31 protein-coding genes are annotated in these 22,886 nt (G+C 60.7%); all 31 read right to left on the reverse strand.

The genetic code is table 11. The features are described from left to right. Nucleotides 1–93 precede the first annotated feature (93 nt). The 31 genes from rpsK to rpoC all read right to left on the reverse strand — a co-directional run bounded on the left by rpsK (nucleotide 94) and on the right by rpoC (nucleotide 22,844). Complete coding sequence (gene rpsK / locus ACFQ3C_RS13855; RefSeq protein ID WP_068289152.1) at nucleotides 94–486, reverse strand: 30S ribosomal protein S11; 393 nt, start codon at nucleotides 484–486, stop codon at nucleotides 94–96. A 15-nt stretch (nucleotides 487–501) separates the two neighbouring features. Further along, nucleotides 502–870, reverse strand: a complete 369-nt coding sequence (gene rpsM / locus ACFQ3C_RS13860; protein ID WP_068289155.1) for a 30S ribosomal protein S13 — start codon at nucleotides 868–870, stop codon at nucleotides 502–504. A gap of 221 nt (nucleotides 871–1,091) precedes the next feature. After that, entirely contained in the window at nucleotides 1,092–1,733 is a 642-nt protein-coding gene (locus ACFQ3C_RS13865; protein ID WP_380792940.1) for an adenylate kinase, read from the reverse strand. Continuing rightward, nucleotides 1,730–3,094, reverse strand: coding sequence for a preprotein translocase subunit SecY (gene secY / locus ACFQ3C_RS13870; protein WP_380792943.1), 1,365 nt, complete (start codon nucleotides 3,092–3,094; stop codon nucleotides 1,730–1,732). Before secY ends, ACFQ3C_RS13865 begins: the two co-directional genes overlap by 4 nt. Before the next feature lie 107 nt (nucleotides 3,095–3,201). Next, nucleotides 3,202–3,684: a 50S ribosomal protein L15 gene (gene rplO, locus ACFQ3C_RS13875; RefSeq protein WP_380792946.1), complete on the reverse strand. Its 483-nt coding sequence runs from the start codon at nucleotides 3,682–3,684 to the stop codon at nucleotides 3,202–3,204. 99 nt (nucleotides 3,685–3,783) lie between these two features. Further along, nucleotides 3,784–3,972, reverse strand: a complete 189-nt coding sequence (gene rpmD / locus ACFQ3C_RS13880; RefSeq protein ID WP_068289167.1) for a 50S ribosomal protein L30 — start codon at nucleotides 3,970–3,972, stop codon at nucleotides 3,784–3,786. Nucleotides 3,973–3,984: 12 nt separating this feature from the next. Then, the gene (gene rpsE, locus ACFQ3C_RS13885) at nucleotides 3,985–4,551 is read right to left on the reverse strand and encodes a 30S ribosomal protein S5 (RefSeq protein ID WP_068289170.1); all 567 of its coding nucleotides are present in this window, start codon (nucleotides 4,549–4,551) and stop codon (nucleotides 3,985–3,987) included. A gap of 12 nt (nucleotides 4,552–4,563) precedes the next feature. Beyond that, complete coding sequence (rplR, locus tag ACFQ3C_RS13890; RefSeq protein WP_068289173.1) at nucleotides 4,564–4,923, reverse strand: 50S ribosomal protein L18; 360 nt, start codon at nucleotides 4,921–4,923, stop codon at nucleotides 4,564–4,566. 11 nt (nucleotides 4,924–4,934) lie between these two features. Continuing rightward, entirely contained in the window at nucleotides 4,935–5,468 is a 534-nt protein-coding gene (gene rplF, locus ACFQ3C_RS13895; protein ID WP_380792952.1) for a 50S ribosomal protein L6, read from the reverse strand. A gap of 11 nt (nucleotides 5,469–5,479) precedes the next feature. Then, on the reverse strand, nucleotides 5,480–5,872 hold the full coding sequence (gene rpsH, locus ACFQ3C_RS13900) for a 30S ribosomal protein S8 (RefSeq protein ID WP_380792955.1): 393 nt from the start codon (nucleotides 5,870–5,872) through the stop codon (nucleotides 5,480–5,482). Nucleotides 5,873–5,885: 13 nt separating this feature from the next. Beyond that, nucleotides 5,886–6,191 (reverse strand): 30S ribosomal protein S14, encoded by a 306-nt coding sequence (rpsN, locus tag ACFQ3C_RS13905; protein ID WP_068289181.1) that lies wholly within the window; start codon nucleotides 6,189–6,191, stop codon nucleotides 5,886–5,888. Nucleotides 6,192–6,208: 17 nt separating this feature from the next. After that, entirely contained in the window at nucleotides 6,209–6,772 is a 564-nt protein-coding gene (gene rplE, locus ACFQ3C_RS13910; RefSeq protein ID WP_380792963.1) for a 50S ribosomal protein L5, read from the reverse strand. Continuing rightward, nucleotides 6,765–7,076: a 50S ribosomal protein L24 gene (rplX, locus tag ACFQ3C_RS13915; protein ID WP_380792969.1), complete on the reverse strand. Its 312-nt coding sequence runs from the start codon at nucleotides 7,074–7,076 to the stop codon at nucleotides 6,765–6,767. The genes rplE and rplX overlap by 8 nt, the downstream gene beginning before the upstream one ends. A gap of 1 nt (nucleotide 7,077) precedes the next feature. Beyond that, a complete protein-coding gene (gene rplN, locus ACFQ3C_RS13920) occupies nucleotides 7,078–7,446 on the reverse strand; it encodes a 50S ribosomal protein L14 (protein WP_009574016.1) in 369 nt (122 codons plus the stop codon). Nucleotides 7,447–7,518: 72 nt separating this feature from the next. Beyond that, nucleotides 7,519–7,749: a 30S ribosomal protein S17 gene (gene rpsQ, locus ACFQ3C_RS13925; protein WP_380792974.1), complete on the reverse strand. Its 231-nt coding sequence runs from the start codon at nucleotides 7,747–7,749 to the stop codon at nucleotides 7,519–7,521. A gap of 12 nt (nucleotides 7,750–7,761) precedes the next feature. Continuing rightward, nucleotides 7,762–7,965: a 50S ribosomal protein L29 gene (rpmC, locus tag ACFQ3C_RS13930; protein ID WP_380792977.1), complete on the reverse strand. Its 204-nt coding sequence runs from the start codon at nucleotides 7,963–7,965 to the stop codon at nucleotides 7,762–7,764. 195 nt (nucleotides 7,966–8,160) lie between these two features. Continuing rightward, on the reverse strand, nucleotides 8,161–8,574 hold the full coding sequence (rplP, locus tag ACFQ3C_RS13935) for a 50S ribosomal protein L16 (RefSeq protein ID WP_068289196.1): 414 nt from the start codon (nucleotides 8,572–8,574) through the stop codon (nucleotides 8,161–8,163). Between the two features lie 13 nt (nucleotides 8,575–8,587). Then, a complete protein-coding gene (rpsC, locus tag ACFQ3C_RS13940; protein ID WP_068289198.1) occupies nucleotides 8,588–9,295 on the reverse strand; it encodes a 30S ribosomal protein S3 in 708 nt (235 codons plus the stop codon). Then, on the reverse strand, nucleotides 9,295–9,675 hold the full coding sequence (gene rplV, locus ACFQ3C_RS13945; protein WP_068289201.1) for a 50S ribosomal protein L22: 381 nt from the start codon (nucleotides 9,673–9,675) through the stop codon (nucleotides 9,295–9,297). Before rplV ends, rpsC begins: the two co-directional genes overlap by 1 nt. A 3-nt stretch (nucleotides 9,676–9,678) precedes the next feature. Next, nucleotides 9,679–9,957: a 30S ribosomal protein S19 gene (gene rpsS / locus ACFQ3C_RS13950; protein ID WP_380792983.1), complete on the reverse strand. Its 279-nt coding sequence runs from the start codon at nucleotides 9,955–9,957 to the stop codon at nucleotides 9,679–9,681. A 3-nt stretch (nucleotides 9,958–9,960) separates the two neighbouring features. Beyond that, a complete protein-coding gene (gene rplB / locus ACFQ3C_RS13955) occupies nucleotides 9,961–10,803 on the reverse strand; it encodes a 50S ribosomal protein L2 (protein WP_380792986.1) in 843 nt (280 codons plus the stop codon). A 150-nt stretch (nucleotides 10,804–10,953) separates the two neighbouring features. Continuing rightward, entirely contained in the window at nucleotides 10,954–11,250 is a 297-nt protein-coding gene (locus ACFQ3C_RS13960) for a 50S ribosomal protein L23 (protein WP_068289207.1), read from the reverse strand. Beyond that, complete coding sequence (gene rplD / locus ACFQ3C_RS13965) at nucleotides 11,247–11,864, reverse strand: 50S ribosomal protein L4 (RefSeq protein ID WP_380792990.1); 618 nt, start codon at nucleotides 11,862–11,864, stop codon at nucleotides 11,247–11,249. Before rplD ends, ACFQ3C_RS13960 begins: the two co-directional genes overlap by 4 nt. Continuing rightward, nucleotides 11,861–12,598 (reverse strand): 50S ribosomal protein L3, encoded by a 738-nt coding sequence (rplC, locus tag ACFQ3C_RS13970; RefSeq protein ID WP_380792993.1) that lies wholly within the window; start codon nucleotides 12,596–12,598, stop codon nucleotides 11,861–11,863. Before rplC ends, rplD begins: the two co-directional genes overlap by 4 nt. 17 nt (nucleotides 12,599–12,615) lie before the next feature. Then, the gene (rpsJ, locus tag ACFQ3C_RS13975) at nucleotides 12,616–12,930 is read right to left on the reverse strand and encodes a 30S ribosomal protein S10 (protein WP_068289216.1); all 315 of its coding nucleotides are present in this window, start codon (nucleotides 12,928–12,930) and stop codon (nucleotides 12,616–12,618) included. Nucleotides 12,931–13,010: 80 nt separating this feature from the next. Continuing rightward, nucleotides 13,011–14,186, reverse strand: coding sequence for an elongation factor Tu (tuf, locus tag ACFQ3C_RS13980; protein ID WP_380793348.1), 1,176 nt, complete (start codon nucleotides 14,184–14,186; stop codon nucleotides 13,011–13,013). 86 nt (nucleotides 14,187–14,272) lie between these two features. Then, nucleotides 14,273–16,396, reverse strand: a complete 2,124-nt coding sequence (gene fusA, locus ACFQ3C_RS13985) for an elongation factor G (protein ID WP_380792997.1) — start codon at nucleotides 16,394–16,396, stop codon at nucleotides 14,273–14,275. Between the two features lie 14 nt (nucleotides 16,397–16,410). Beyond that, the gene (gene rpsG / locus ACFQ3C_RS13990) at nucleotides 16,411–16,881 is read right to left on the reverse strand and encodes a 30S ribosomal protein S7 (RefSeq protein ID WP_068289614.1); all 471 of its coding nucleotides are present in this window, start codon (nucleotides 16,879–16,881) and stop codon (nucleotides 16,411–16,413) included. Nucleotides 16,882–16,895: 14 nt separating this feature from the next. Continuing rightward, a complete protein-coding gene (rpsL, locus tag ACFQ3C_RS13995; protein ID WP_068289616.1) occupies nucleotides 16,896–17,267 on the reverse strand; it encodes a 30S ribosomal protein S12 in 372 nt (123 codons plus the stop codon). Between the two features lie 307 nt (nucleotides 17,268–17,574). Then, nucleotides 17,575–18,483, reverse strand: a complete 909-nt coding sequence (locus ACFQ3C_RS14000; protein WP_380793006.1) for a DMT family transporter — start codon at nucleotides 18,481–18,483, stop codon at nucleotides 17,575–17,577. Between the two features lie 119 nt (nucleotides 18,484–18,602). Continuing rightward, nucleotides 18,603–22,844, reverse strand: a complete 4,242-nt coding sequence (gene rpoC, locus ACFQ3C_RS14005) for a DNA-directed RNA polymerase subunit beta' (protein WP_380793008.1) — start codon at nucleotides 22,842–22,844, stop codon at nucleotides 18,603–18,605. Nucleotides 22,845–22,886 lie beyond the last annotated feature (42 nt).

Raw genomic sequence — 22,886 nt, forward strand, 5'->3', positions numbered from 1 at the left:
TGTCCTCATGTCCAAAAGGCCAAGACGCCCGAGGTTTCTAAATGACGTCGAGGGGCCGAGCACAAGGCGCGGCCCCCTGAAAAATAAGCGGGATCAGACCCGGCGACGCTTGGGAGGGCGGCAGCCGTTGTGCGCGATCGGGGTCACATCACGGATCGAGGTGATGTTGAAACCGACAGCCGCCAGGGCGCGCAATGCGCTTTCACGGCCCGAACCGGGACCCTGCACTTCGACTTCCAGCGTCTTCACGCCGTGTTCCTGGGCTTTCTTTCCGGCATCTTCTGCGGCCATCTGGGCGGCATAAGGGGTCGATTTACGCGAACCCTTGAAGCCCATGGTGCCAGCCGAAGACCAGGCAATCGCATTGCCCTGCACGTCCGAAATCAGGATCTTGGTGTTGTTGAACGAAGAGTTCACATGCGCCACGCCTGCAGCGATGTTCTTGGAGACCTTCTTCTTGCCTCCGCGACGGGTATCACGTGCCATTGATGCAGCCCTCCCTTATTTCTTCTTGCCGGCAATGGCCTTTGCGGGGCCTTTGCGGGTACGAGCGTTGGTATGGGTGCGCTGGCCGCGAACCGGCAGGTTGCGACGGTGGCGCAGGCCACGGTAGCAGCCAAGGTCCATCAGGCGCTTGATGTTCATCTGCGTCTCACGGCGCAGGTCGCCTTCCACGGTGTAGTTGGCGTCGATATGCTCGCGGATGGCGAGAACTTCGGCGTCCGACAGCTCGTTCACGCGACGGGTTGCGTCGATGTTCACGGCTTCGCAGATGGCTTTGGCCGAAGTATGGCCAATTCCGGTGATGTAAGTCAGGGCGATCGGGACCCGTTTTTGGGTCGGGATGTTTACGCCGGCGATACGTGCCACGTGTCACTTTCCTTTTCGTTGCGGTTCCGTCGTGCCAGAACCTTTTTTCACAACGTAGGCCAGAGGCATCGTGCCATCGGGCCGCAGCTGAATTCAGATGTCGATTCGGAAACGGGCAGAACCCGCGCAGAATCAAATCTCGTGTCCGAGATAGGGCTGGTTATGTAGAAAAGCGGGGGCCGTCAAGCCCCCCGCCCCCGGTTTGCGATTTTCTGCTGTGATCAATCCAGAACGGCGGCAATCGCCTTCTGAACATCACCGATTTCGGCCAGCCCATCGACCGTGCGCAACTGACCCTTGGCATAGTAATAGCCGATCAGCGGCGAGGTCTTCTTGTAATATTCCATCAGACGCTGGCGCAGACTGTCTTCGTTATCATCGGCGCGGCGCTTCATGTTTGTGCCGCCGCATTTGTCGCAGACACCATCCACCGCCGGACGATGGGTGACGTCATGATAGACCTCGCCGCAATCGCCACAGGTAAAGCGGCCGGTGATACGCGCCACCAGTGCAGCGTCGTCCACCTGCATCTCGATCACCGCATCCAGCGCCTCGCCCATGCTGGACAGAAGATCCGCCAATGCATCGGCCTGCGGCAGCGTCCGGGGGAACCCGTCGAAGATGAAACCGCCGGCCTTGTCGCCTTCCAGCCTTTCACGGATCAGGCCGATCACGATCTCGTCGGTCACAAGCTCGCCACGGTCCATCACGTCGGCCACGATGCGGCCCATATCGGTACCACTTGTGCGGGCCTCGCGCAGCATGTCCCCGGTGCTCAGCTGGATCATGTTGCGCGTCTCGACCAGGTGACGGGCCTGCGTGCCTTTTCCGGCCCCCGGGGGCCCAAGAAGAATGATGTTCATCTGCGCGCCGGAGCCTTTCTGGTCGTGCGTTTCTTGCCCTTGCCGCGAAGCTGCGACTTTTCGATCAGACCTTCATACTGATGCGCCAGAAGATGGCTTTGAACCTGCTGGATCGTATCCATCGTCACCGACACGACGATCAGCACCGATGTACCGCCAAAGTAGAAGGGCACGGCCAGTTCGGCCCGCAGGATCTCGGGCAGCAGGCAGACGGCGGCCAGATAGGCCGACCCAAGCGCCAGAACACGGCTGACCACATATTCCAGATATTCGGCGGTTTTCTTGCCGGGGCGAATGCCGGGAACAAAGCCGTTCTGGTTCTTGAGGTTTTCGGCCACCTCGTCCGGCTTGAACGAGACGTTGAACGTGTAGAAATACGAGAAGAACACGATCATCACCACGAAGAACAGCAGATACAGCGGCTGTCCCGGTCCGAAATAGGCCATGATCGTCGACATCACCGGCCCGGTATCGGCGCCTGAAAAGGTGCTGATGGTCGCGGGCAGCAGCAGCAGCGAGCTGGCGAAGATCGCGGGGATCACGCCCGCGGGGTTGACCTTGACCGGCAGGCTGGACGAACCGCCCTCATAGACCTTCATCCCGGCCTGACGGCGGGGGTACTGGATGTGGATCTTGCGCAAGGCGCGTTCCATGAACACCACGAAGGCGATCGTCACGATCACCATCACGATCACGCCGATGATCACGGCGGGGCTGATGGCGCCCGAACGGCCCTGGCTGAAGAACTGCGCCATGGCGGCAGGGATCTCAGCCACGATGCCGACGAAGATGATCAGGGAGATACCGTTGCCGATGCCGCGCGCGGTGATCTGCTCGCCCAGCCACATCAGGAACATGGTGCCGCCCACAAGGGTGATCACGCAAGAGGCGCGGAAGAACAGGCCGGGGTCGGTGACCAGATCGCCAGCTTCAAGGCTGGCGGCCAGGCCATAGGCCTGCAAGGTCGCCAGGAACACAGTGCCATAGCGGGTGTACTGGTTGATCTTCTTGCGGCCCTGCTCGCCCTCTTTCTTCAGCTGCTCCAGCTTGGGCACCATCGAGGTGAGAAGCTGCACGATGATCGATGCCGAAATATAGGGCATGATGCCAAGGGCAAAGATCCCCATCCGGCCAAGCGCACCACCTGTGAACATCGACAGGATGCCGCCGATTCCTGTCGCGGCACCTTCCATGAACTCGCGCAGCGACGCGCCATCGATACCCGGCACCGGAATGAAGGTGCCAAGGCGATAGACGATCAGAAGGCCAAGCGTGAAGAAGATGCGATTGCGAAGATCGGTTGCCTTGCCAAGGGCGGCCCAGCTGGTGTTCGCCGCCATTTGTTCTGCTGCAGATACCATTCGCGGTCTCTCTCATGTGACAACGCCGCCAGAGCGGTTTTCCGGCTCAGGCGGCGTTCAGGAAAACTAGGGCCTATGTAAGCGGCGCGCGCGCCGCTCACAACCCGTTATTCAGCCGCAGGGGCCGCAGCAGGTGCTGCCACGTTCAGCGCGCCACCCAGTTTCGCAACCGCTTCAACGGCCTGGGCCGAAGCACCGGTCACGTTCAGCGTCACCTTGGACGAGAAATCGCCCTTGGCCAGAACGCGCACACCGTCCAGCTTGCGACGGACCAGCCCGGAAGCCACCATCACGTCTTCGGTGATCGGTGCCTTCGCGTCGATCTTGCCGGCCTCGATGAACTTCTGGATGATGCCCAGGTTCACAACAGCATAGGACTTGCGGTTGGGCTTGGTGAAGCCGCGTTTCGGCAGACGCTGATAGAGCGGCATCTGGCCACCCTCGTAGCCACCGATCGAGACACCCGAACGGGACTTCTGACCCTTGATACCCCGTCCACCGGTCTTGCCGGTACCAGAGCCGGGGCCACGGCCCACGCGCTTGCGCTTCTTGGTTGCGCCGTCGTTATCACTCAGTTCATGCAGTTTCATGTCGCTTCTCCTTGTGCCGGATGCGACCCCCAGCGACGGGAGCGGCCGAACACGGCTTTGATTGTGAATACAGGGCGGGCCTGAACCCGCCCCGAATGGTTATTCGCGCTCTTCGATGATCTGGACCAGATGCGGGATCTTGGCGACCATGCCACGGATCGAAGGTGTATCCTCCAACTCGCGGGTCTTGTGCATCTTGTTCAGACCCAGACCGATCAGGGTCTGGCGCTGCTTCTCGGGGCGGCGGATCGGCGAGCCGATCTGCTTGACAACGATGGTTTTAGCCATGGTACCGTTTCCTTACGCTTCAGCCGCTTCGGCAGCCGGCGCATCGTCCTTGCGCAGGATGTCGGCGACCTTCTTGCCACGACGCTGGGCCACGGAACGGGGGCTGGATTCTTTCTTCAGCCCGTCGATGGTGGCACGGATCATGTTGTAGGGGTTCTGCGAACCAAGCGACTTGGACACGACGTCCTTGAGGCCCAGCATCTCGAACACGGCGCGCATCGGACCACCGGCGATGATTCCGGTACCTTCCGGTGCGGCGCGCATCACGACCTTGCCGGCGCCATGGCGCCCTTCCATGTCGTGGTGCAGCGTGCGGCCTTCGCGCAGGGGCACACGGATCATCTGGCGCTTGGCCTGTTCCGTTGCCTTGCGGATGGCTTCGGGCACTTCTTTCGCCTTGCCCTTGCCAAAGCCGACACGGCCCTTCTGGTCACCCACTACCACGAGTGCTGCAAAGCCGAAACGCTTGCCGCCCTTCACGGTCTTGGACACACGGTTGATCGCCACGAGACGATCGGCGAACTCCGGGGCGGCCTCTTCGCGGTCGCGACGGTCGCGGCGGTTGTCTTCTCTTGCCATTCTCTCGTCTCCTTAGAACTTGAGGCCACCTTCACGGGCAGCGTCGGCCAGAGCCTTCACCTTCCCGTGAAAGAGGAAACCACCACGATCGAAGTAGCAGTCTTCGACACCGGCCTTCTTGGCACGCTCGGCGATCGCCGCGCCCACCTTGGCAGCCGCTTCGACGTTGTTCTTGCCAACGACACCAAGCGCCTTCTCCAGGGTGGAGGCAGCGGCCAGGGTTACGCCACGCACATCGTCGATCAGCTGCACGCTGATGTTCTTGTTGCTGCGGTGAACGGAGAGGCGCACGCGACCCGCGTTCACCTTCCGAAGTTTGTTCCGAACGCGCAGGCGGCGCTTCAGAAACAGGGTTCTTTTGCTGTTTGCCATCTTTCGCGTCCTTACTTCTTCTTGCCTTCCTTGCGGAAGATGTACTCACCCTTGTACTTGATGCCTTTGCCCTTGTAGGGCTCGGGCTTGCGCCATTCGCGGATATTCGCCGCGACCTGGCCCACAAGCTGGGCGTCATCACCTTCCACAACGATTTCGGTCTGCTTGGGGCAGGTCACCGTCACGCCATTGGGCACCTCGAAGTTGACTTCGTGGCTGTAGCCCAGCGACAGTTTCAGCGTGTTGCCCTGGATCGCGGCGCGGTAACCCACACCCGTGATCTCAAGCTCTTTCTTGAACCCGGTGGTCACACCGGTCACAAGGTTCGCCACCATCGAGCGGGACATGCCCCACTGCTGGCGGGCGCGCTTGGACGTACCACGCGGGGTGATCGACACCAGATTGCCATCAACGGCAATGGTGACATCGTCGGTTGCGTTGAAATGCTTGGTCCCCTTGGGGCCCTTCACTTCGACGGTCTGGCCGGACACGGACGCCGAAACGCCTGCGGGCAGCTCGACCGGTTTCTTACCAATGCGAGACATTGCCTTCCTCCTTAGAAGACCGTGCAGAGCACTTCACCGCCAACATTGGCGCTGCGTGCTGCTGCATCCGACATCACACCCTTGGGCGTGCTGACAATCGACACACCCAGGCCCTGACGGACCGACGGGATGTCCTTGACGCCCATGTAAACGCGACGCCCGGGCTTGGAGACCCGCTTGATTTCGCGAATGACAGGGGTGCCATCGAAATATTTCAGGCTGATGATCAGGGTCGGGTGACCATTCTCATCGGTGCCCTTTTCGTAACCGCGGATGTAACCTTCATCCGCAAGCACATCCAGAACCCATGCCCGCAGCTTGGAAGCAGGGGTCATGACGGTGGACTTGCCACGCGACTGGCTGTTGCGAATACGGGTGAGCATATCGCCGATAGGATCGTTCATATCAGTCTCTCCCTTACCAGCTGGATTTCACCAGGCCGGGAATCTGGCCCATGGAGCCCAGATCCCGCAGCGCGATACGCGACAGTTTCAGCTTGCGGTAATACGCATGCGGACGACCGGTCAGCTGGCAGCGGTTGTGCAGACGCACAGCAGAGCTGTTGCGCGGCAGTTTCGCCAGCTTCAGGGAGGCGCGGAAACGCTCTTCCATCGGCTTGGACTGGTCGTTGACGATCGCCTTCAGCGCAGCGCGCTTGGCAGCGAACTTGTCCACCAGCTCCTGACGCTTCTTTTCGCGTTCGATCATAGATTTCTTAGCCATAACTCTCTCTCCCGCGCTTAGCTGTTGAAGGGCATGTTGAATTGCTTCAACAGCGCCTTAGCTTCCGCGTCGGTTTTCGCGGTGGTGGCGATCACGATGTCCATACCCCAGACCTCATCGACCTTGTCGAAGTTGATCTCGGGGAACACGATATGCTCTTTCAGGCCCATGGCGTAGTTGCCACGACCGTCGAAGGATTTGCCGGGCACGCCGCGGAAGTCGCGGATACGGGGCATTGCAATCGTGATCAGACGATCCAGGAATTCGTACATGCGGTCGCCGCGCAGCGTGACCTTTGCACCCATCGGCATGCCCTCGCGGACGCGGAAGCCCGCGATCGAGTTCTTGGCGATGGTGGTGACAGCTTTCTGGCCAGCGATCGTGGACAGGTCTTCCTGTGCCGATTTCGCCTTCTTGCTGTCGCGCACGGCTTCTGCACCGCAGCCGATGTTCAGGACGATCTTGTCCAGACGCGGGATCTGCATGTCGTTCTTGTAGGAGAATTCCTCCTTCAGAGCGGCGCGGATCGCATCCTTGTAAAGAGCCTTGAGGCGCGGGGTATAGGTTGCAGTATCAAGCATCGATCACGTCCCCCGTGGTCTTGGCGATACGCACCTTCTTGTCGCCTTCAATCTTGAAGCCGACGCGCGTTGCCTTGCCGTTCTTGTCAAGGAAAGCCAGGTTCGACAGGGCAATCGGCATCGCCTTGGGGATGCGGCCGCCCTGGCTGGTCTGGCTCTGACGGGTGTGACGGATGGCCATGTTCAGGCCTTCCACCACGGCTTTGCCGGCCTTGGGGTCAACGGACGCGATCGTCCCCTGCTTGCCCTTGTCCTTGCCGGCCAGGACGACGACCTTGTCGCCGGTTTTCAGCTTGGCAGCCATCTTACAGCACCTCCGGCGCGAGCGAGATGATTTTCATGAAGTTCTTGGCGCGCAGCTCACGAACCACCGGCCCGAAGATACGGGTGCCGACGGGCTCGTTGTTGTTGTTCAGGATGACTGCTGCGTTGCGATCGAAACGGATCGCTGTGCCGTCTTCACGGCGAACTTCCTTGGCGGTGCGAACGACGACGGCCTTGCGGACATCACCCTTCTTCACGCGACCGCGCGGAATGGCTTCCTTGACGGACACCACGATGATGTCGCCAACGGACGCATACCGGCGGTGCGAACCGCCGAGAACCTTGATGCACTGCACCCGGCGTGCGCCGGAGTTGTCAGCAACATCCAGATTGGTCTGCATCTGGATCATTTGGTTTCTCCCGACCTTTGGGGGCCGCTATCGGCATTTCCCCAGGGTTTCGATGAACCGAAAGGCTATCGCTTAGCTTGCGATAACCTCCCAGCGTTTCGTTTTCGACTTGGGTGCACATTCCTGGATACGGACGGTGTCACCGACGCTGAAAGCGTTCGTCTCATCGTGAGCCCGATATTTCTTGGACTTACGGATGGTCTTTTTCAGAACAGGATGCGTGAAGCGGCGTTCCACCTGAACGGTCACGGTCTGGGCATTTGCCGTGCTTGTCACGGTGCCTTGAAGAATACGTTTGGGCATCTGTCAGGCTCCTTATTCTGCGGCCGCGGCTGCGGCTTTTTCGTTCAGCACGGTCTTCACGCGCGCCACGTCACGGCGAACCGTCTTGATGCGGGCGGTGGATTCCAGCTGGCCAGTCGCCTGTTGAAAGCGCAGGTTGAATGCTTCTTTCTTCAGGGCAACCAGGTCCTCGCGGAGCTGATCGAGGGATTTATTGCGTAGTTCCTGGGCGTTCATGTCGCCGGTCCTTTTTAACAACGTCACCGGAGAGCCCCTTGTGACAGGGTCACCCTGATTCCCGGTGGAGATGGATGAAGGGGCCGTATAGGCCGGTTCCCTTGCATTGACAAGGCCTGTTTGCAACAGACCCGGTTTCGAAAAAGACAAGGCGGGGTCGCCCCCGCCCTGCCCTGTCTTGTGTTGGCGAAAACCTTACCAGTCTTCGCGCGCAACCACACGGGTCTTGATCGGCAGTTTCATGGCGGCCAGGCGCAGGGCCTCGCGCGCGATGGTCTCGTCGACGCCGTCGATCTCGAACATCACACGACCCGGCTTGATGCGGGCTGCCCAGTAATCCACAGAACCCTTACCTTTACCCATACGGACTTCGGTCGGCTTCGAGGTCACCGGAACGTCCGGGAAAATCCGGATCCAGACGCGGCCCTGACGTTTCATGTGACGGGTCAGAGCGCGGCGAGCCGCCTCGATCTGACGCGCCGTGACACGCTCCGGCTCGGTCGCCTTGAGGCCGAACGAACCAAAGTTCAGGTCGCTACCGCCCTTGGCCAGGCCGTGGATACGGCCTTTGTGCTGCTTGCGGAATTTTGTGCGCTTAGGTTGAAGCATCTGTCATTCCTCCTTAACGGCGGCCGCCGGCGCCACGGGGCGCGGGACCATCCTGGAGTTCCTGCAGACGACGGTCATGGGCAGACGGATCGTGCTCCATGATTTCGCCTTTGAAAATCCAGACCTTGATACCGATGATGCCGTAAGCCGTGGTGGCCTCGACATGGGCGTAATCGATATCGGCACGCAGCGTGTGCAGCGGCACGCGACCTTCACGGTACCATTCGGTCCGCGCGATCTCGGCACCACCCAGACGTCCGGCGACGTTCACCCGGATACCCAGGGCGCCCATACGCATGGCGTTCTGCACGGCACGCTTCATCGCGCGACGGAAGGACACACGACGCTCGAGCTGCTGCGCGATGCTTTCACCGACCAGAGCCGCGTCCAGTTCCGGCTTGCGGACTTCGACGATGTTCAGGTGCAGTTCGCTTGCCGTCAGCTTGGCCAGCTTCTTGCGCAGGGTTTCGATATCGGCGCCCTTTTTGCCGATGATCACACCCGGACGGGCCGCATGGATCGTGACGCGGCACTTCTTGTGCGGACGCTCGATGATCACGCGGGCGATACCGGCCTGCTTTGCTTCTTCCTTGATGAACTTGCGGATCTTCAGATCTTCCAGAAGAAGATTACCGTAGTCCTTGGTATCGGCATACCAGCGGCTGTCCCAGGTGCGGTTGACCTGAAGGCGCATGCCGATCGGATTGACTTTCTGACCCATTAGGCTTGCTCCTCAACTTGACGCACCTTGATGGTGAGTTCCGAGAACGGCTTGACGATACGGCCGAAACGGCCACGTGCACGCGGACGACCGCGCTTCAGCGTCAGGTTCTTGCCGACATAGGCCTCGGCGACGACAAGTTCATCGACGTCCAGGTTATGGTTGTTCTCGGCGTTGGCGATTGCGGACTGAAGGCATTTCTTCACGTCCACAGCGATCCGCTTTTTCGAAAAGGTCAGGTCCGTCAGGGCCTTGTCCACTTTCTTGCCACGGATCATCGCGGCCACCAGGTTCAGCTTCTGCGGGCTGGTACGAAGCATGCGCAGTTTTGCCATTGCTTCGTTATCTGCCACGCGGCGGGGGTTTTTTTCCTTGCCCATGACTTACTTCCGCTTCGCTTTTTTGTCGGCCGCGTGACCGTAATAGGTCCGGGTCGGGGAGTATTCGCCGAATTTCTGGCCGATCATGTCCTCGGAAACGTTCACCGGGATATGCTTCTTGCCGTTGTAGACGCCAAACGTCAGGCCCACGAACTGGGGCAGGATCGTCGAGCGGCGCGACCAGATCTTGATAACTTCACTACGTCCGGAATCGCGAGCAGCTTCGGCTTTCTTCAGCACGTAAGCGTCGACGAACGGACCTTTCCATACAGAGCGAGACATCTGTTAACGCCCCTTCTTCTTGGCGTGACGCGAGCGCAGGATGAGCTTGCTGGACGCTTTGTTCTTGTTCCGGGTGCGTGCACCCTTTGTCGGCTTGCCCCACGGGGTCACCGGATGACGACCACCCGAAGTCCGGCCTTCACCACCACCATGCGGGTGATCGATCGGGTTCATGACCACGCCGCGAACGCTCGGGCGGATGCCCTTGTGACGCATGCGGCCTGCCTTGCCGTAGTTCTGGTTGCTGTTGTCGGGGTTCGACACGGCACCTACGGTGGCCATGCATTCCTGACGCACGAGACGCAGTTCACCCGAGGACAGGCGGATCTGGGCGTAACCGCCATCGCGACCCACGAACTGGGCATAGGTGCCCGCCGCGCGCGCAATCTGACCACCCTTGCCGGGCTTCATCTCGATGTTGTGGACGATCGTACCGATCGGCATGCCGGAAAACGGCATCGCGTTGCCCGGCTTGATGTCGACCTTGGAGCCCGCGACGACAGCGTCGCCGACGGCCAGACGCTGGGGTGCCAGGATATAGGCCTGTTCGCCATCCTCGTACTTCACCAGCGCGATGAAGGCGGTCCGGTTCGGGTCATATTCGATCCGCTCGACGGTGGCCGCCACGTCGAATTTGTTACGTTTGAAATCGACGATCCGATAGAGGCGTTTCGCCCCGCCGCCCTTGCGGCGCATCGTGATCCGTCCGGTGTTGTTCCGGCCGCCATTCTTGGTCAAACCCTCGGTGAGGGCCTTGACCGGACGTCCTTTCCACAGCTCCGAACGGTCGATCAGAACCAGCCCACGCTGGCCCGGCGTCGTCGGCTTATACGACTTGAGTGCCATGCTTTCTGTCTTCCGTTGTGCGTAGCGGGGCAAGGCCCCGCGATGTTGAAGGCCCCCGAAGGTGCCCAAGGTATAGGGCCCCGAAGGTCCCCGTCTCAAAAGTCCATGGCCCCGGCAATTCCGGGGCCATGGAAGATTCGCGCCCTACTATCAGAGACCCGTGGTCACGTCGATAGTGTTTCCCTCTTCCAGGGTCACATAGGCTTTCTTGACGTCCCGACGCTTGCCCGGCTGGCCGCGGAAGCGCTTGGTCTTGCCTTTGGTGATCGTGGTGTTGACGGCCTTGACCTTCACACCAAACAGCGCCTCGACGGCCTGCTTGATCTCGGGCTTGTTGGAATCCATCGCCACCTCGAAGACGACCGCACCGTTTTCGGACACCATTGTGGCCTTTTCGGTGATGATCGGCTTGCGGATCACGTCGTAATGTTCAGCCTTCGCGCTCATTTCAGACGAGCCTCCAGTGCTTCGACACCCGCCTTCGTGATCACCAGGGTGTCACGCTTGAGGATGTCATAGACGTTTGCGCCCATCGACGGCAGGATATCCAGACCTTCGATGTTGCGGGCGGCCTTTGCGAACATGTCGTTGACGGTTGCACCATCAATGATCAGCGCGCGCTTCCAACCCAGCTTTGCCACCTGCTTGGCCAGGGTCGAGGTCTTGCCTTCGGCTTCGGCGGCAGAAATGACGACCAGTTCGCCGGCCTTCAGCTTCGCGGACAGGGCATGCTTGAGGCCCAGCTTGCGGAACTTCTTGGTCAGCTCATGGCCATGGCTGCGCGGGGTCGGACCCTTGTAGACACCACCGTGACGGAAGATCGGCGCGTTCTTGTCACCGTGACGTGCGCCGCCGGTGCCCTTCTGGCGATAGATCTTCTTGGTCGAATAGGAGGTCTCCGAACGGGTCTTCACCTTGTGGGTGCCGGCCTGCGCATTGTTGCGCTGCCAACGGACCACGCGGTGCAGGATGTCGGCGCGCGGCTCAAGACCGAACAGCGCCTCGTCCAGATCCACGGAACCGGCTTTGCTGCCGTCCAGATTGATCACATCAAGTTTCATGCTTCACCCCCTTCGGCGGGCGCTTCTGCGGCCGGTGCCTCGGCGGCAGCCGCGGCCATGGCCGATTTCAGGGCCGCCGGGAACGGAACGTTCTCGGGCAGCTTCTTCTTGACGGCGTCCTTGATCGTGACCCAGCCACCCTTGGAGCCGGGAACCGCGCCCTTGACCATGATCAGGCCACGTTCAGCATCGGTTTTCACGACTTCAAGGTTCTGCGTGGTCACACGCACGGCACCCATGTGGCCGGCCATCTTCTTGCCCTTGAACACCTTGCCGGGGTCCTGGCACTGACCGGTCGAACCATGCGAACGGTGGCTGATGGACACACCGTGCGAGGCCCGCAGACCGCCAAAGTTGTGGCGCTTCATCGCACCGGCAAAACCTTTACCGATGGATGTGCCTGCAACGTCGACCTTCTGACCTGCAACATAATGTTCGGCCGAGATTTCCTCGCCCACACCGATCATGTTGTCGGGGCTGACGCGGAATTCCGCGATCTTCCGCTTGGGGGCCACGTTGGCCACCGCGAAATGACCACGCATGGCCTTCGAGGTCCGCTTGGCCTTGGCATTGCCAGCGCCCAGCTGAACGGCGGTATAGCCGTCCCGCTCGGGCGTGCGCTGTGCCACGACCTGCAGGTTCTCAAGCTGGAGAACGGTCACAGGGATCTGCTTTCCGTCTTCCATGAAAAGCCGGGTCATGCCGACTTTCTTTGCGATTACACCAGAGCGCATCCTGGATACCCTCCTTCTTACGACTGCAGCTTGATCTCGACGTCCACACCAGCGGCCAGGTCGAGCTTCATCAGCGCGTCCACGGTCTGGGGGGTCGGATCAACGATGTCGAGCAGACGCTTGTGCGTGCGGATCTCGAACTGATCGCGGGATTTCTTGTCGATGTGCGGCCCACGGAGAACCGTGAACTTTTCGATCTTGTTCGGCAGCGGAATCGGGCCACGCACCGTTGCGCCAGTGCGCTTTGCGGTGTTGACGATTTCCTGCGTGCTGGCGTCCAGTACGCGGTAATCGAATGCCTTCAGCCGGATGCGAATGTTTTGGCTTTGCATAGTCTAGCCTTTCGCGGCGTTGGAGTTGATAGGAGGACCACCGGCTCATCCGGTGGCCCTCTTCGAACCCGAAGTGGTCTTTACTTCAGAATTTTCGACACGACACCCGCGCCGACGGTACGGCCGCCTTCACGGATGGCGAAGCGCAGGCCGTCTTCCATCGCGATCGGTGCGATCAGTTCGACGGTGAACTTCAGGTTGTCGCCCGGCATCACCATCTCGGTGCCCTCGGGCAGCGTCACGGTGCCGGTCACGTCGGTCGTGCGGAAGTAGAACTGCGGACGGTAGTTCGCGAAGAACGGCGTGTGACGGCCGCCTTCTTCCTTCGTCAGGATGTAGGCTTCTGCCTCGAACTGGGTGTGCGGGTTCACGGACTTCGGCTTGCAAAGAACCTGACCACGCTCAACGCCTTCACGGTCGATACCGCGCAGCAGAACGCCCACGTTGTCGCCGGCCTCACCACGATCCAGCAGCTTGCGGAACATTTCCACGCCCGTGCAGGTCGTCGTCTTGGTGTCCTTGATCCCCACGATCTCGATGCTGTCACCGACGTTGATCACGCCACGCTCGATACGGCCGGTCACAACGGTGCCACGACCCGAGATCGAGAACACGTCTTCGATCGGCATCAGGAACGGCTTGTCCACGGCGCGTTCGGGCGTCGGGATGTAGGTGTCGACCGCTTCCATCAGAGCGCGGATCGAGTTCTCGCCGATCTCCGGATCACGGCCTTCCATCGCCGCAAGAGCCGAACCCTTGATGATCGGAATATCGTCGCCCGGATACTCGTAGGAGGTCAGCAGCTCGCGGATCTCCATCTCCACCAGCTCCAGCAGCTCCTCGTCGTCAACCTGGTCAACCTTGTTCATGTACACGACCATGTAGGGGATGCCCACCTGGCGGCCCAGCAGGATGTGCTCGCGCGTCTGCGGCATCGGGCCGTCAGCGGCGTTCACAACCAGGATCGCGCCGTCCATCTGCGCCGCACCCGTGATCATGTTCTTCACATAGTCAGCGTGGCCGGGGCAATCGACATGCGCGTAGTGGCGCGTCTCGGTCTCGTATTCCACATGCGCCGTCGAGATCGTGATCCCGCGCGCCTTCTCTTCCGGTGCGCCGTCGATCTGGTCGTAGGCCCGGAACTCGCCGAAATACTTCGTGATCGCAGCCGTCAGCGTCGTCTTGCCGTGGTCAACGTGACCGATCGTGCCGATGTTAACGTGCGGTTTGTTACGTTCAAACTTTGCCTTGCCCATCAGGGAACTCCTTGTTTTGTCGTCGGTGGTGGGCATCGGCCCACCCTACGGGGTTGTGGTAGGGTGGGGGTGACCCCCACCAACCGTTATGCGTATTTCTTCTGGATCTCGTCCGAGATGTTCTGCGGCACAGCCTCGTAATGGTCGAACTGCATGGTGAAGTTCGCCCGGCCCGAGGACATCGAACGCAGCGTGTTGATGTAGCCGAACATGTTGGCCAGCGGCACGAAGGCGTCGATGACGTTCGCGTTGCCGCGGCTGTCCTGCCCGTTGACCATGCCACGACGGCTGGTCAGGTCGCCGATGATGCCGCCGGTATATTCTTCCGGGGTCACGACTTCCACGCGCATGATCGGTTCCAGCAGCTTCGCGCCGGCTTTCTTCAGGCCTTCGCGCATCCCGGCACGTGCCGCGATTTCGAACGCCAGAACCGAAGAGTCGACGTCATGGTAGGCACCGTCGATCAGGGCCACCTTGAAGTCGATCACCGGGAAGCCTGCCAGCGGACCGGAGTCCATGACCGACTTGATGCCTTTTTCGACACCGGGGATGTATTCCTTCGGCACCGAACCACCAACGATCTTGCTTTCGAACGAATAGCCTTCGCCCGGCTCGGTCGGCATGATGACCATCTTGACGCGCGCGAACTGACCCGAACCACCCGACTGTTTCTTGTGGGTGTAGTCGATCTCGGCTTCACGGCTGACGGTTTCACGATACGCCACCTGCGGTGCACCGATGTTCGCCTCGACCTTGAACTCGCGCTTCATGCGGTCGACGAGGATGTCGAGATGAAGTTCGCCCATGCCCTTCATGATCGTCTGACCGGATTCGAAATCGGTCTCGACGCGGAATGACGGATCCTCGGCGGCCAGGCGTGCCAGGGCGATGCCCATCTTTTCCTGGTCTGCTTTGGTCTTGGGCTCGACAGCGATCTCAATCACCGGCTCGGGGAAGGTCATGGTTTCCAGAACCACCGGATCCTTCTCCGAACACAGCGTGTCACCGGTCGTGGTGTCCTTCAGACCCGCAAGCGCAATGATGTCACCTGCATAGGCTTCATCGATCTCTTCGCGGTTGATGGCGTGCATCATCATCATCCGGCCAACGCGCTCTTTCTTGCCCTTGGTCGAGTTCAGCATCGCATCACCCTTCCGCAGAACGCCCGAGTAGAGACGCGTGAAGGTCAGCGAACCGACGAAGGGGTCGTTCATGATTTTGAACGCCAGGCCCGAGAAGGCCATGTTGTCGTCCGCGCGGCGCGGGATGTTGCGGGTTTCAGTCTCGTCGCCCGGCTTGAAGCCCATGTAATCGACCACGTCCAGCGGGCTGGGCAGGAAGTCGATCACGGCGTTCAGCAGCGGCTGGACACCTTTGTTCTTGAACGCGGAACCGGCCATCACGGGAACGAAGCTCAGCGACAGGCAACCCTTGCGGATCAGCTTGCGCAGCGTGTCCTCGTCGGGCTCGTTGCCCTCAAGGTAGGCTTCCATCGCCGCATCGTCCATTTCGACTGCGATCTCGATCAGGTTGGCGCGCCATTCGTCGGCCAGATCCTTGAGCTCGTCACGGATCGGCTGACGCACCCAGGACGCGCCCAGGTCTTCGCCTTTCCAGACCCACTCTTCCATCTTCAGCAGGTCGATGATGCCTTCCAGCTTGTCCTCGGCGCCGATCGGCAGGGCGATCGGTGCAGGGATCGCGCCGGTGCGGTCCTTGATCATCTTGACGCAGTTGAAGAAGTCGGCGCCGATCTTGTCCATCTTGTTGACGAACACGATGCGCGGCACCTTGTAGCGGTCAGCCTGACGCCACACGGTTTCGGTCTGCGGCTCGACACCGGCGTTGGCGTCCAGAAGGCAAACGGCGCCGTCCAGAACGGCCAGCGAACGCTCGACTTCGATGGTGAAGTCCACGTGGCCGGGGGTGTCGATGATGTTGAAGCGATACTTGGTATCCGACGTGCCTTCGACGCTGGGATCTTCCTGGCGCTGCCAGAAAGTCGTGGTCGCGGCCGAAGTGATCGTGATGCCGCGTTCCTGCTCCTGCTCCATCCAGTCCATCGTGGCGGCGCCGTCATGGACTTCGCCGATCTTGTGGGACTTGCCGGTGTAGTAGAGGATGCGCTCGGTCGTCGTGGTCTTGCCCGCGTCGATATGGGCCATGATCCCGAAGTTGCGATAACGCTGCAGCGGATATTCGCGTGCCATCTGGGGTGCTCCTCTTACCAGCGATAATGGCTGAACGCTTTGTTCGCGTCGGCCATCTTGTGGGTGTCTTCCCGCTTCTTCACGGCGGAACCGCGGCTGTTGACTGCATCAAGCAGCTCGCCAGCCAGGCGTTCTTCCATCGTGTTCTCGTTGCGGGCACGCGAGGCGTTGATCAGCCAGCGAATCGCCAGGGCTTCACGACGCTCGGGGCGCACTTCGACGGGAACCTGGTAGGTGGCACCACCAACACGGCGCGACCGGACTTCGACCGAGGGCTTGATGTTGTCGAGCGCTTCGTGGAACACTTCCACGGGCGCGCGCTTGATCTTGTCCTCGACGCGGCTCAGCGCGTTGTAGACGATACGCTCGGCGGCGGACTTCTTGCCGTCGATCATCAGGTTGTTCATGAACTTCGTCAGAACCCGATCACCATACTTGGCATCGGGCAGGATTTCGCGTTTTTCAGCGGCGTGACGGCGGGACATCTGTTTAGATCCTCTTACTTCGGACGCTTCGCGCCGTACTTCGAACGACGCTGCTTACGGTTCTTGACGCCCTGGGTATCCAGAACACCGCGCAGGATGTGATAGCGGACACCGGGAAGGTCTTTCACGCGGCCGCCACGGATCAGAACCACAGAGTGCTCCTGAAGGTTGTGGCTTTCACCGGGAATGTAGCTGATGACCTCAAAGCCGTTGGTCAGGCGCACCTTCGCAACCTTCCGCATGGCCGAGTTCGGTTTTTTCGGCGTCGTCGTATAAACGCGAGTGCAGACGCCACGCTTTTGCGGGCACTGCTCCAGGTGCATCGACTTGGACCGTTTGACTTTGGGCTGCCGCGGTTTGCGGATCAGCTGCTGGATCGTTGGCATTGGGCTTCTTTCCCCGTCTATCAACACATGTGTCTGCGCGGGCATCCCCGCGGGTTAATCTTGAGCACTTTGCGCGTCCACAAAGCACAATCACCGCCATCGTTCCCATTCCGAGGTGAACGACGCGGTGAGTTTCCAGAGGATCGAGGCAGCATTAGCCCGGATCTTGTCCACTACAGTTCTGAATTCGGCAAAGGGCACACGCCCGGCCGGATGGGGCGCGTATAGGGGGAGTCGCAGGGGTTGTCAACACACCGCCCCCCACCTGCCCAACATCGCGCAAGAACCGGTTCTTGCAACGTCCGGGTCAGTGTCCGATGCCCGTCCGCAGACGTGTCTCGGTCGCGATGCGGCGCTTCAACTGGGCTTCGCGATAGAGCATGAAAACCCCGCTGCCCACGACGATCACGGCTCCCAGCAGGGTCAGGGGCGCGGGCCAGTCACCGAAGACCAGCCACCCCAGGACAAGCGCCCAGATCAACCCCGTATAGCGGAACGGCGCCACGAAGCTGATCTCGCCCACGCGCATCACCATGACCGAAAACACATAGCCGAAGACAACCATGACCGCAGCCCCCAGTGTCATGGCGCTGCGATGCAGTGTCAGCGGCACCCACTCCACCGTCATGCTGGCGAGGCCAAAGGCAATCAGAAGCGCCAGCGAGGTGATGAAGGTCACCATCATCGAATGGGTCGCCCCCGACACGCGCCGCGTGACCAGGTCGCGCACCGTGACGAAGGCCACAGCGATCAGGGCATAGACCGAAAAGATATTGAAGCCTTCGGTGCCCGGCCGCACGATCAGCAGAACCCCGCAAAGGCCAACCATGATCGCCGTCAGGCGTCGCCAACCCAACTGTTCGCTGAAGAACAAGGCTGCGGCCAGTGTCACCACCAGCGGCAGCGACTGCATGATCGCACTCACATTGGCCAGTGGCATGTTGTAAAGCGCCGTCAGGAAGAAATAGGCCGAGCCAACTTCGGACAGCGCCCGGATCACGATCAGCCACCGGTCCCGCCGCGGAATACGCAGATGCAGCGCACCCAGATAAAGCGCCATCCCGCCGATGGCGACGGTCGTGAAAATGCTGCGCATGAAGATCAGCTGGAACAGCGGCATGTCGCCTGCCAGCGTCTTCATGAATGTGTCGTTCAGGGTGAAGGCGGCCATGCTGGCCATCATCAGAAGCGCGCCGCGCGTGTTGTCTGTCAGCATCGCTCTGCTCCGGATCGTGGCTTGCCGACGTTATCCTTGCCTGCGGCCGCCGCAAGGGGCTGACATGAAAAAACCCCCGCCACTGGCGGGGGTCTTCATTTTACGTGACCAGGAAGATCTTATTCTTCCCGGCTTTCCGGCGTATCGACCAGCGTGTCGAACGCGTCGCCACCGACGACATCGTCAACCGGTGCGGCCAGCGCGGCGGCGGCTTCGGCCTCCTCGCGGCGGGCTTCGATCACGACGTTGTCACGCTCGGCCGCGATGCGACGCACGCGGGCCGTGGCGCCACCTGTCCCGGCCGGGATCAGACGGCCAACGATCACGTTCTCTTTCAGGCCGACCAGCTTGTCACGCTTGCCCTGAACCGAGGCTTCGGTCAGCACGCGCGTGGTTTCCTGGAACGAGGCCGCCGAGATGAAGCTGCGGGTCTGCAGCGACGCCTTGGTGATCCCCAGAAGGATCGGCGCGCCCGTTGCCGGACGACCGCCCTTGGCCATGATCTTGTCGTTCACGGCGTCGAACTCGGCCTTGTCCAGATGCTCGCCCTTCAGCAGCGTGGTATCGCCGCTTTCGTCGATCTCCCACTTCTGGAGCATCTGGCGCACGATGACTTCGATGTGCTTGTCGTTGATCTTCACGCCCTGAAGACGGTAGACGTCCTGCACCTCGTCGATCATGTAATCGGCCAGCGCCTCGACACCCATGATGGCCAGGATGTCATGCGGCGCGGGGTTGCCGTCCATGATGTAGTCGCCCTTCTGCACGAAGTCGCCTTCCTGCACCGGGATGTGCTTGCCTTTCGGCACCATGTATTCGACCGGCTCCATCCCCTCGACCGAGGGTTCGATCGTGATGCGGCGCTTGTTCTTGTAGTCCTTGCCAAAGCGCACATAACCGTCGATTTCCGCGATGATCGCGTGATCCTTGGGGCGACGGGCTTCGAACAGTTCCGCCACGCGGGGAAGACCCCCGGTGATGTCCTTGGTCTTGGCACCCTCGCGCGGAATACGCGCAACCACGTCACCGGCCTTGATGTCCTGCCCTTCTTCGACGGACAGGATCGCGTCCACCGACATCGGATAGGTCACCGGGTTTCCGGCCTCGTTGCGGACAGGCTCGCCATCGGTGTCGACCAGGATGATCTCGGGCTTCAGCTCGTTGCCCTTGGGGGCCGCGCGCCAGTCCATCACGATCTTCTGGGTCATGCCAGTGGCATCGTCGGTTTCGTCGCGCACGGCGATACCGGACACCAGGTCGACATATTTCACCTGACCTGTCTTCTCGGCGATGATCGGCAGGGTGTAGGGGTCCCACTCGAACAGCTTGTCGCCGCGGGCAACCTTGGCGCCTTCCTTGACGAACAGCTTCGAGCCGTAGCCCAGCTTGTGGCTGGCACGCTCTTCACCGCTATCGTCACGGATGATCAGCTTCATGTTCCGGCCCATGACCAGCGTCTCGCCATTCGAGTTCTCGATGGTCGAGGCGTTTTCATAGGTCACGGTCCCGGCCTGGCTTGCTTCCAGGAAGGACTGCTGACCACCCTGGGCAACGCCGCCGATGTGGAAGGTCCGCATCGTCAGCTGGGTACCGGGTTCACCGATCGACTGCGCCGCGATGATGCCCACGGCTTCGCCGACGTTCACCATCGTACCGCGCGCCAGGTCACGACCATAGCAGGTGGCGCAGACGCCATCCTCGGCTTCACAGGTCAGCGGGCTGCGGATGCGGGCCGTCTGCAGGCTGGACACTTCGATCATGTCGGCCATGCGCTCGTCAATCAGAACGCCACGGGCCACCATCACCTCGCCAGTGGCGGGGTTGACCAGGTCCTCGGCCGCGACACGGCCCAGAACACGCTCAGCCAGCGAAGACACGACCTCACCGTCGTTCACCGCCGCTTCGGCCGTGATCGCACGTTCAGTGCCGCAATCCTTCTGACGCACGATGCAATCCTGCGCCACGTCCACCAGACGGCGTGTCAGGTAACCCGAGTTCGCAGTCTTCAGAGCGGTGTCCGACAGACCTTTCCGCGCGCCGTGGGTCGAGTTGAAGTATTCAAGAACGGTCAGACCTTCCTTGAAGTTCGAGATGATCGGCGTTTCGATGATGTCGCCGTTGGGCTTGGCCATCAGGCCGCGCATCCCGCCCAGCTGCTTCATCTGCGTGACCGAACCACGGGCGCCGGAGTGGGCCATCATGTAGACCGAGTTCGGCTCCAGTTCGGCACCATTCTCATCGTGCTTGCTGGCCGAGATCGTGCTCATCATGGCTTCGGTGACCTTGTCGTTACACTTCGACCAGGCATCCACGACCTTGTTGTACTTCTCACCCTGGGTGATCAGACCGTCCATGTACTGCTGTTCGAAATCCTTGACCTGATCACGTGTCTGATCAACGATCGTCCACTTGTTGTCGGGCACCACCATGTCGTCCTTGCCGAAGGAAATCCCGGCCTTGAACGCTTCGCGGAAACCCATGGTCATGATCTGGTCACAGAAGATGACCGACTCTTTCTGACCGCAGTAGCGGTAGACGGTGTCGATGACCTGCTGCACCTCTTTCTTGCGCAGAAGCCGGTTGACCAGTTCGAACGGCGCCTTGGCGTTCATCGGCAGAAGCGCACCCAGCCGGACACGGCCCGGGGTGGTTTCGAACCGCTTGACGACTTCGTTGCCTTCTTCGTCGATCTGGGTGACGCGCGCGGTGATCTTGGCGTGCAGGTGCACGACACCGGCATCCAGCGCGTGCTGGACTTCGTCGATCGAGGCAAAGGACATGCCCTCGCCCTTCATGCCTTCGCGCATGATCGAGGTGTAGTAGAGACCAAGGATCATGTCCTGCGAGGGCACGATGATCGGCGCGCCGTTTGCGGGCGACAGCACGTTGTTCGTGGACATCATCAGAACGCGCGCTTCCAGCTGGGCCTCAAGGCTCAGCGGGACGTGCACGGCCATCTGGTCACCGTCGAAGTCGGCGTTGAATGCCGAACAGACCAGCGGATGCAGCTGGATCGCCTTGCCTTCGATCAGGATCGGCTCGAAGGCCTGGAAACCAAGACGGTGCAGGGTGGGCGCACGGTTCAGCATCACGGGATGTTCGCGGATCACCTCGTCCAGGATATCCCAGACTTCGGGGCGTTCCTTTTCCACCAGCTTCTTGGCCTGCTTGACGGTCGAGGACAGACCCTTGGCTTCAAGGCGCGAATAGATGAACGGCTTGAACAGCTCCAGCGCCATCTTCTTGGGCAGACCGCACTGATGCAGTTTCAATTCCGGGCCGGTCACGATGACCGAACGACCCGAGAAGTCGACGCGCTTGCCCAGAAGGTTCTGGCGGAAGCGACCCTGCTTGCCTTTCAGCATGTCCGACAGCGATTTCAGCGGGCGCTTGTTGGCACCGGTGATCACGCGGCCACGACGGCCGTTATCGAACAGCGCATCAACCGATTCCTGCAGCATCCGCTTTTCGTTACGCACGATGATATCGGGCGCGCGCAGTTCGATCAGGCGCTTCAGACGGTTGTTGCGGTTGATCACACGACGGTAAAGGTCGTTCAGGTCGGAGGTCGCGAAACGGCCACCATCCAGCGGCACCAGCGGGCGCAGTTCCGGCGGAATGACCGGGATCACGGTCAGAACCATCCATTCCGGACGGTTGCCGGATTCCAGGAAGGATTCCACGACCTTCAGACGCTTGATGATCTTCTTGGGCTTCAGCTCGCCAGTGGCTTCCTTCAGCTCGGCGCGCAGGGTCTCTGCTTCCTGCTCAAGGTCGATGGCGGCCAGCATTTCGCGGATCGCCTCGGCGCCGATATTGGCGGTGAAAGCATCCGCGCCATAGGCATCCTGGGCGTCCATGAATTCTTCTTCGGTCAGCATCTGGCCATAGGTCAGATCGGTCAGACCGGGCTCGATCACAACGTAATTCTCGAAATAGAGAACCCGCTCCAGATCGCGCAGGGTCATGTCCAGCATCAGGCCGATGCGGCTGGGCAGCGACTTGAGGAACCAGATATGCGCCACCGGCGAGGCCAGTTCGATATGGCCCATCCGCTCGCGGCGGACCTTTTGCAGCGTGACTTCAACGCCGCATTTTTCGCAGACGACACCGCGATATTTCATGCGCTTGTACTTGCCGCACAGGCATTCGTAATCCTTGATCGGGCCGAAGATACGCGCGCAGAACAGACCGTCACGCTCGGGCTTGAACGTGCGGTAGTTGATGGTTTCGGGCTTCTTGATCTCGCCATAGGACCAAGACAGGATACGTTCTGGCGATGCCAGAGATACCTTGATCTCGTCAAATGTCTTGACGGGGGCAACCGGGTTGAACGGGTTGTTCGTGAGTTCCTGGTTCATTTTCAAATCCTTGATTTGGGGCAAAGGCAGAGCGGTCGAAGG

This window comes from Seohaeicola saemankumensis (assembly GCF_042678485.1).
In the GTDB taxonomy this organism is placed as follows: domain Bacteria; phylum Pseudomonadota; class Alphaproteobacteria; order Rhodobacterales; family Rhodobacteraceae; genus Seohaeicola; species Seohaeicola saemankumensis.

Excerpts from the sequence above, each read along its gene's own strand:
- rplB (WP_380792986.1), bottom strand. The coding sequence starts at position 10,803 with ATGGCACTCAAGTCGTATAAGCCGACGACGCCGGGCCAGCGTGGGCTG.
- rplC (WP_380792993.1), bottom strand. The coding sequence starts at position 12,598 with ATGCGCTCTGGTGTAATCGCAAAGAAAGTCGGCATGACCCGGCTTTTC.
- ACFQ3C_RS13865 (WP_380792940.1), bottom strand. The coding sequence starts at position 1,733 with ATGAACATCATTCTTCTTGGGCCCCCGGGGGCCGGAAAAGGCACGCAG.
- rplR (WP_068289173.1), bottom strand. The coding sequence starts at position 4,923 with ATGGCAAACAGCAAAAGAACCCTGTTTCTGAAGCGCCGCCTGCGCGTT.
- rpoC (WP_380793008.1), bottom strand. The coding sequence starts at position 22,844 with ATGAACCAGGAACTCACGAACAACCCGTTCAACCCGGTTGCCCCCGTC.
- rpsJ (WP_068289216.1), bottom strand. The coding sequence starts at position 12,930 with ATGCAAAGCCAAAACATTCGCATCCGGCTGAAGGCATTCGATTACCGC.
- rplF (WP_380792952.1), bottom strand. The coding sequence starts at position 5,468 with ATGTCTCGCATTGGTAAGAAACCGGTCGAGCTGCCCGCAGGCGTTTCG.
- rplD (WP_380792990.1), bottom strand. The coding sequence starts at position 11,864 with ATGAAACTTGATGTGATCAATCTGGACGGCAGCAAAGCCGGTTCCGTG.
- rpsH (WP_380792955.1), bottom strand. The coding sequence starts at position 5,872 with ATGAACGATCCTATCGGCGATATGCTCACCCGTATTCGCAACAGCCAG.
- rpsN (WP_068289181.1), bottom strand. The coding sequence starts at position 6,191 with ATGGCTAAGAAATCTATGATCGAACGCGAAAAGAAGCGTCAGGAGCTG.
- rplP (WP_068289196.1), bottom strand. The coding sequence starts at position 8,574 with ATGCTTCAACCTAAGCGCACAAAATTCCGCAAGCAGCACAAAGGCCGT.
- secY (WP_380792943.1), bottom strand. The coding sequence starts at position 3,094 with ATGGTATCTGCAGCAGAACAAATGGCGGCGAACACCAGCTGGGCCGCC.
- rpmD (WP_068289167.1), bottom strand. The coding sequence starts at position 3,972 with ATGGCTAAAACCATCGTTGTCAAGCAGATCGGCTCGCCGATCCGCCGC.
- ACFQ3C_RS14000 (WP_380793006.1), bottom strand. The coding sequence starts at position 18,483 with ATGCTGACAGACAACACGCGCGGCGCGCTTCTGATGATGGCCAGCATG.
- ACFQ3C_RS13960 (WP_068289207.1), bottom strand. The coding sequence starts at position 11,250 with ATGAGCGCGAAGGCTGAACATTACGACGTGATCCGCAAGCCGATCATC.
- rplE (WP_380792963.1), bottom strand. The coding sequence starts at position 6,772 with ATGCTTGATACTGCAACCTATACCCCGCGCCTCAAGGCTCTTTACAAG.
- rpmC (WP_380792977.1), bottom strand. The coding sequence starts at position 7,965 with ATGAACGCCCAGGAACTACGCAATAAATCCCTCGATCAGCTCCGCGAG.
- rpsG (WP_068289614.1), bottom strand. The coding sequence starts at position 16,881 with ATGTCCCGCCGTCACGCCGCTGAAAAACGCGAAATCCTGCCCGATGCC.
- rpsS (WP_380792983.1), bottom strand. The coding sequence starts at position 9,957 with ATGTCTCGCTCTGTATGGAAAGGTCCGTTCGTCGACGCTTACGTGCTG.
- rplN (WP_009574016.1), bottom strand. The coding sequence starts at position 7,446 with ATGATCCAGATGCAGACCAATCTGGATGTTGCTGACAACTCCGGCGCA.
- rpsK (WP_068289152.1), bottom strand. The coding sequence starts at position 486 with ATGGCACGTGATACCCGTCGCGGAGGCAAGAAGAAGGTCTCCAAGAAC.
- rpsL (WP_068289616.1), bottom strand. The coding sequence starts at position 17,267 with ATGCCAACGATCCAGCAGCTGATCCGCAAACCGCGGCAGCCCAAAGTC.
- fusA (WP_380792997.1), bottom strand. The coding sequence starts at position 16,396 with ATGGCACGCGAATATCCGCTGCAGCGTTATCGCAACTTCGGGATCATG.
- rplX (WP_380792969.1), bottom strand. The coding sequence starts at position 7,076 with ATGGCTGCCAAGCTGAAAACCGGCGACAAGGTCGTCGTCCTGGCCGGC.
- rplO (WP_380792946.1), bottom strand. The coding sequence starts at position 3,684 with ATGAAACTGCATGAACTGAGTGATAACGACGGCGCAACCAAGAAGCGC.
- rpsE (WP_068289170.1), bottom strand. The coding sequence starts at position 4,551 with ATGGCAAGAGAAGACAACCGCCGCGACCGTCGCGACCGCGAAGAGGCC.
- rplV (WP_068289201.1), bottom strand. The coding sequence starts at position 9,675 with ATGGGCAAGGAAAAAAACCCCCGCCGCGTGGCAGATAACGAAGCAATG.
- tuf (WP_380793348.1), bottom strand. The coding sequence starts at position 14,186 with ATGGGCAAGGCAAAGTTTGAACGTAACAAACCGCACGTTAACATCGGC.
- rpsQ (WP_380792974.1), bottom strand. The coding sequence starts at position 7,749 with ATGCCCAAACGTATTCTTCAAGGCACCGTGACAAGCACGGCAAATGCC.
- rpsC (WP_068289198.1), bottom strand. The coding sequence starts at position 9,295 with ATGGGTCAGAAAGTCAATCCGATCGGCATGCGCCTTCAGGTCAACCGC.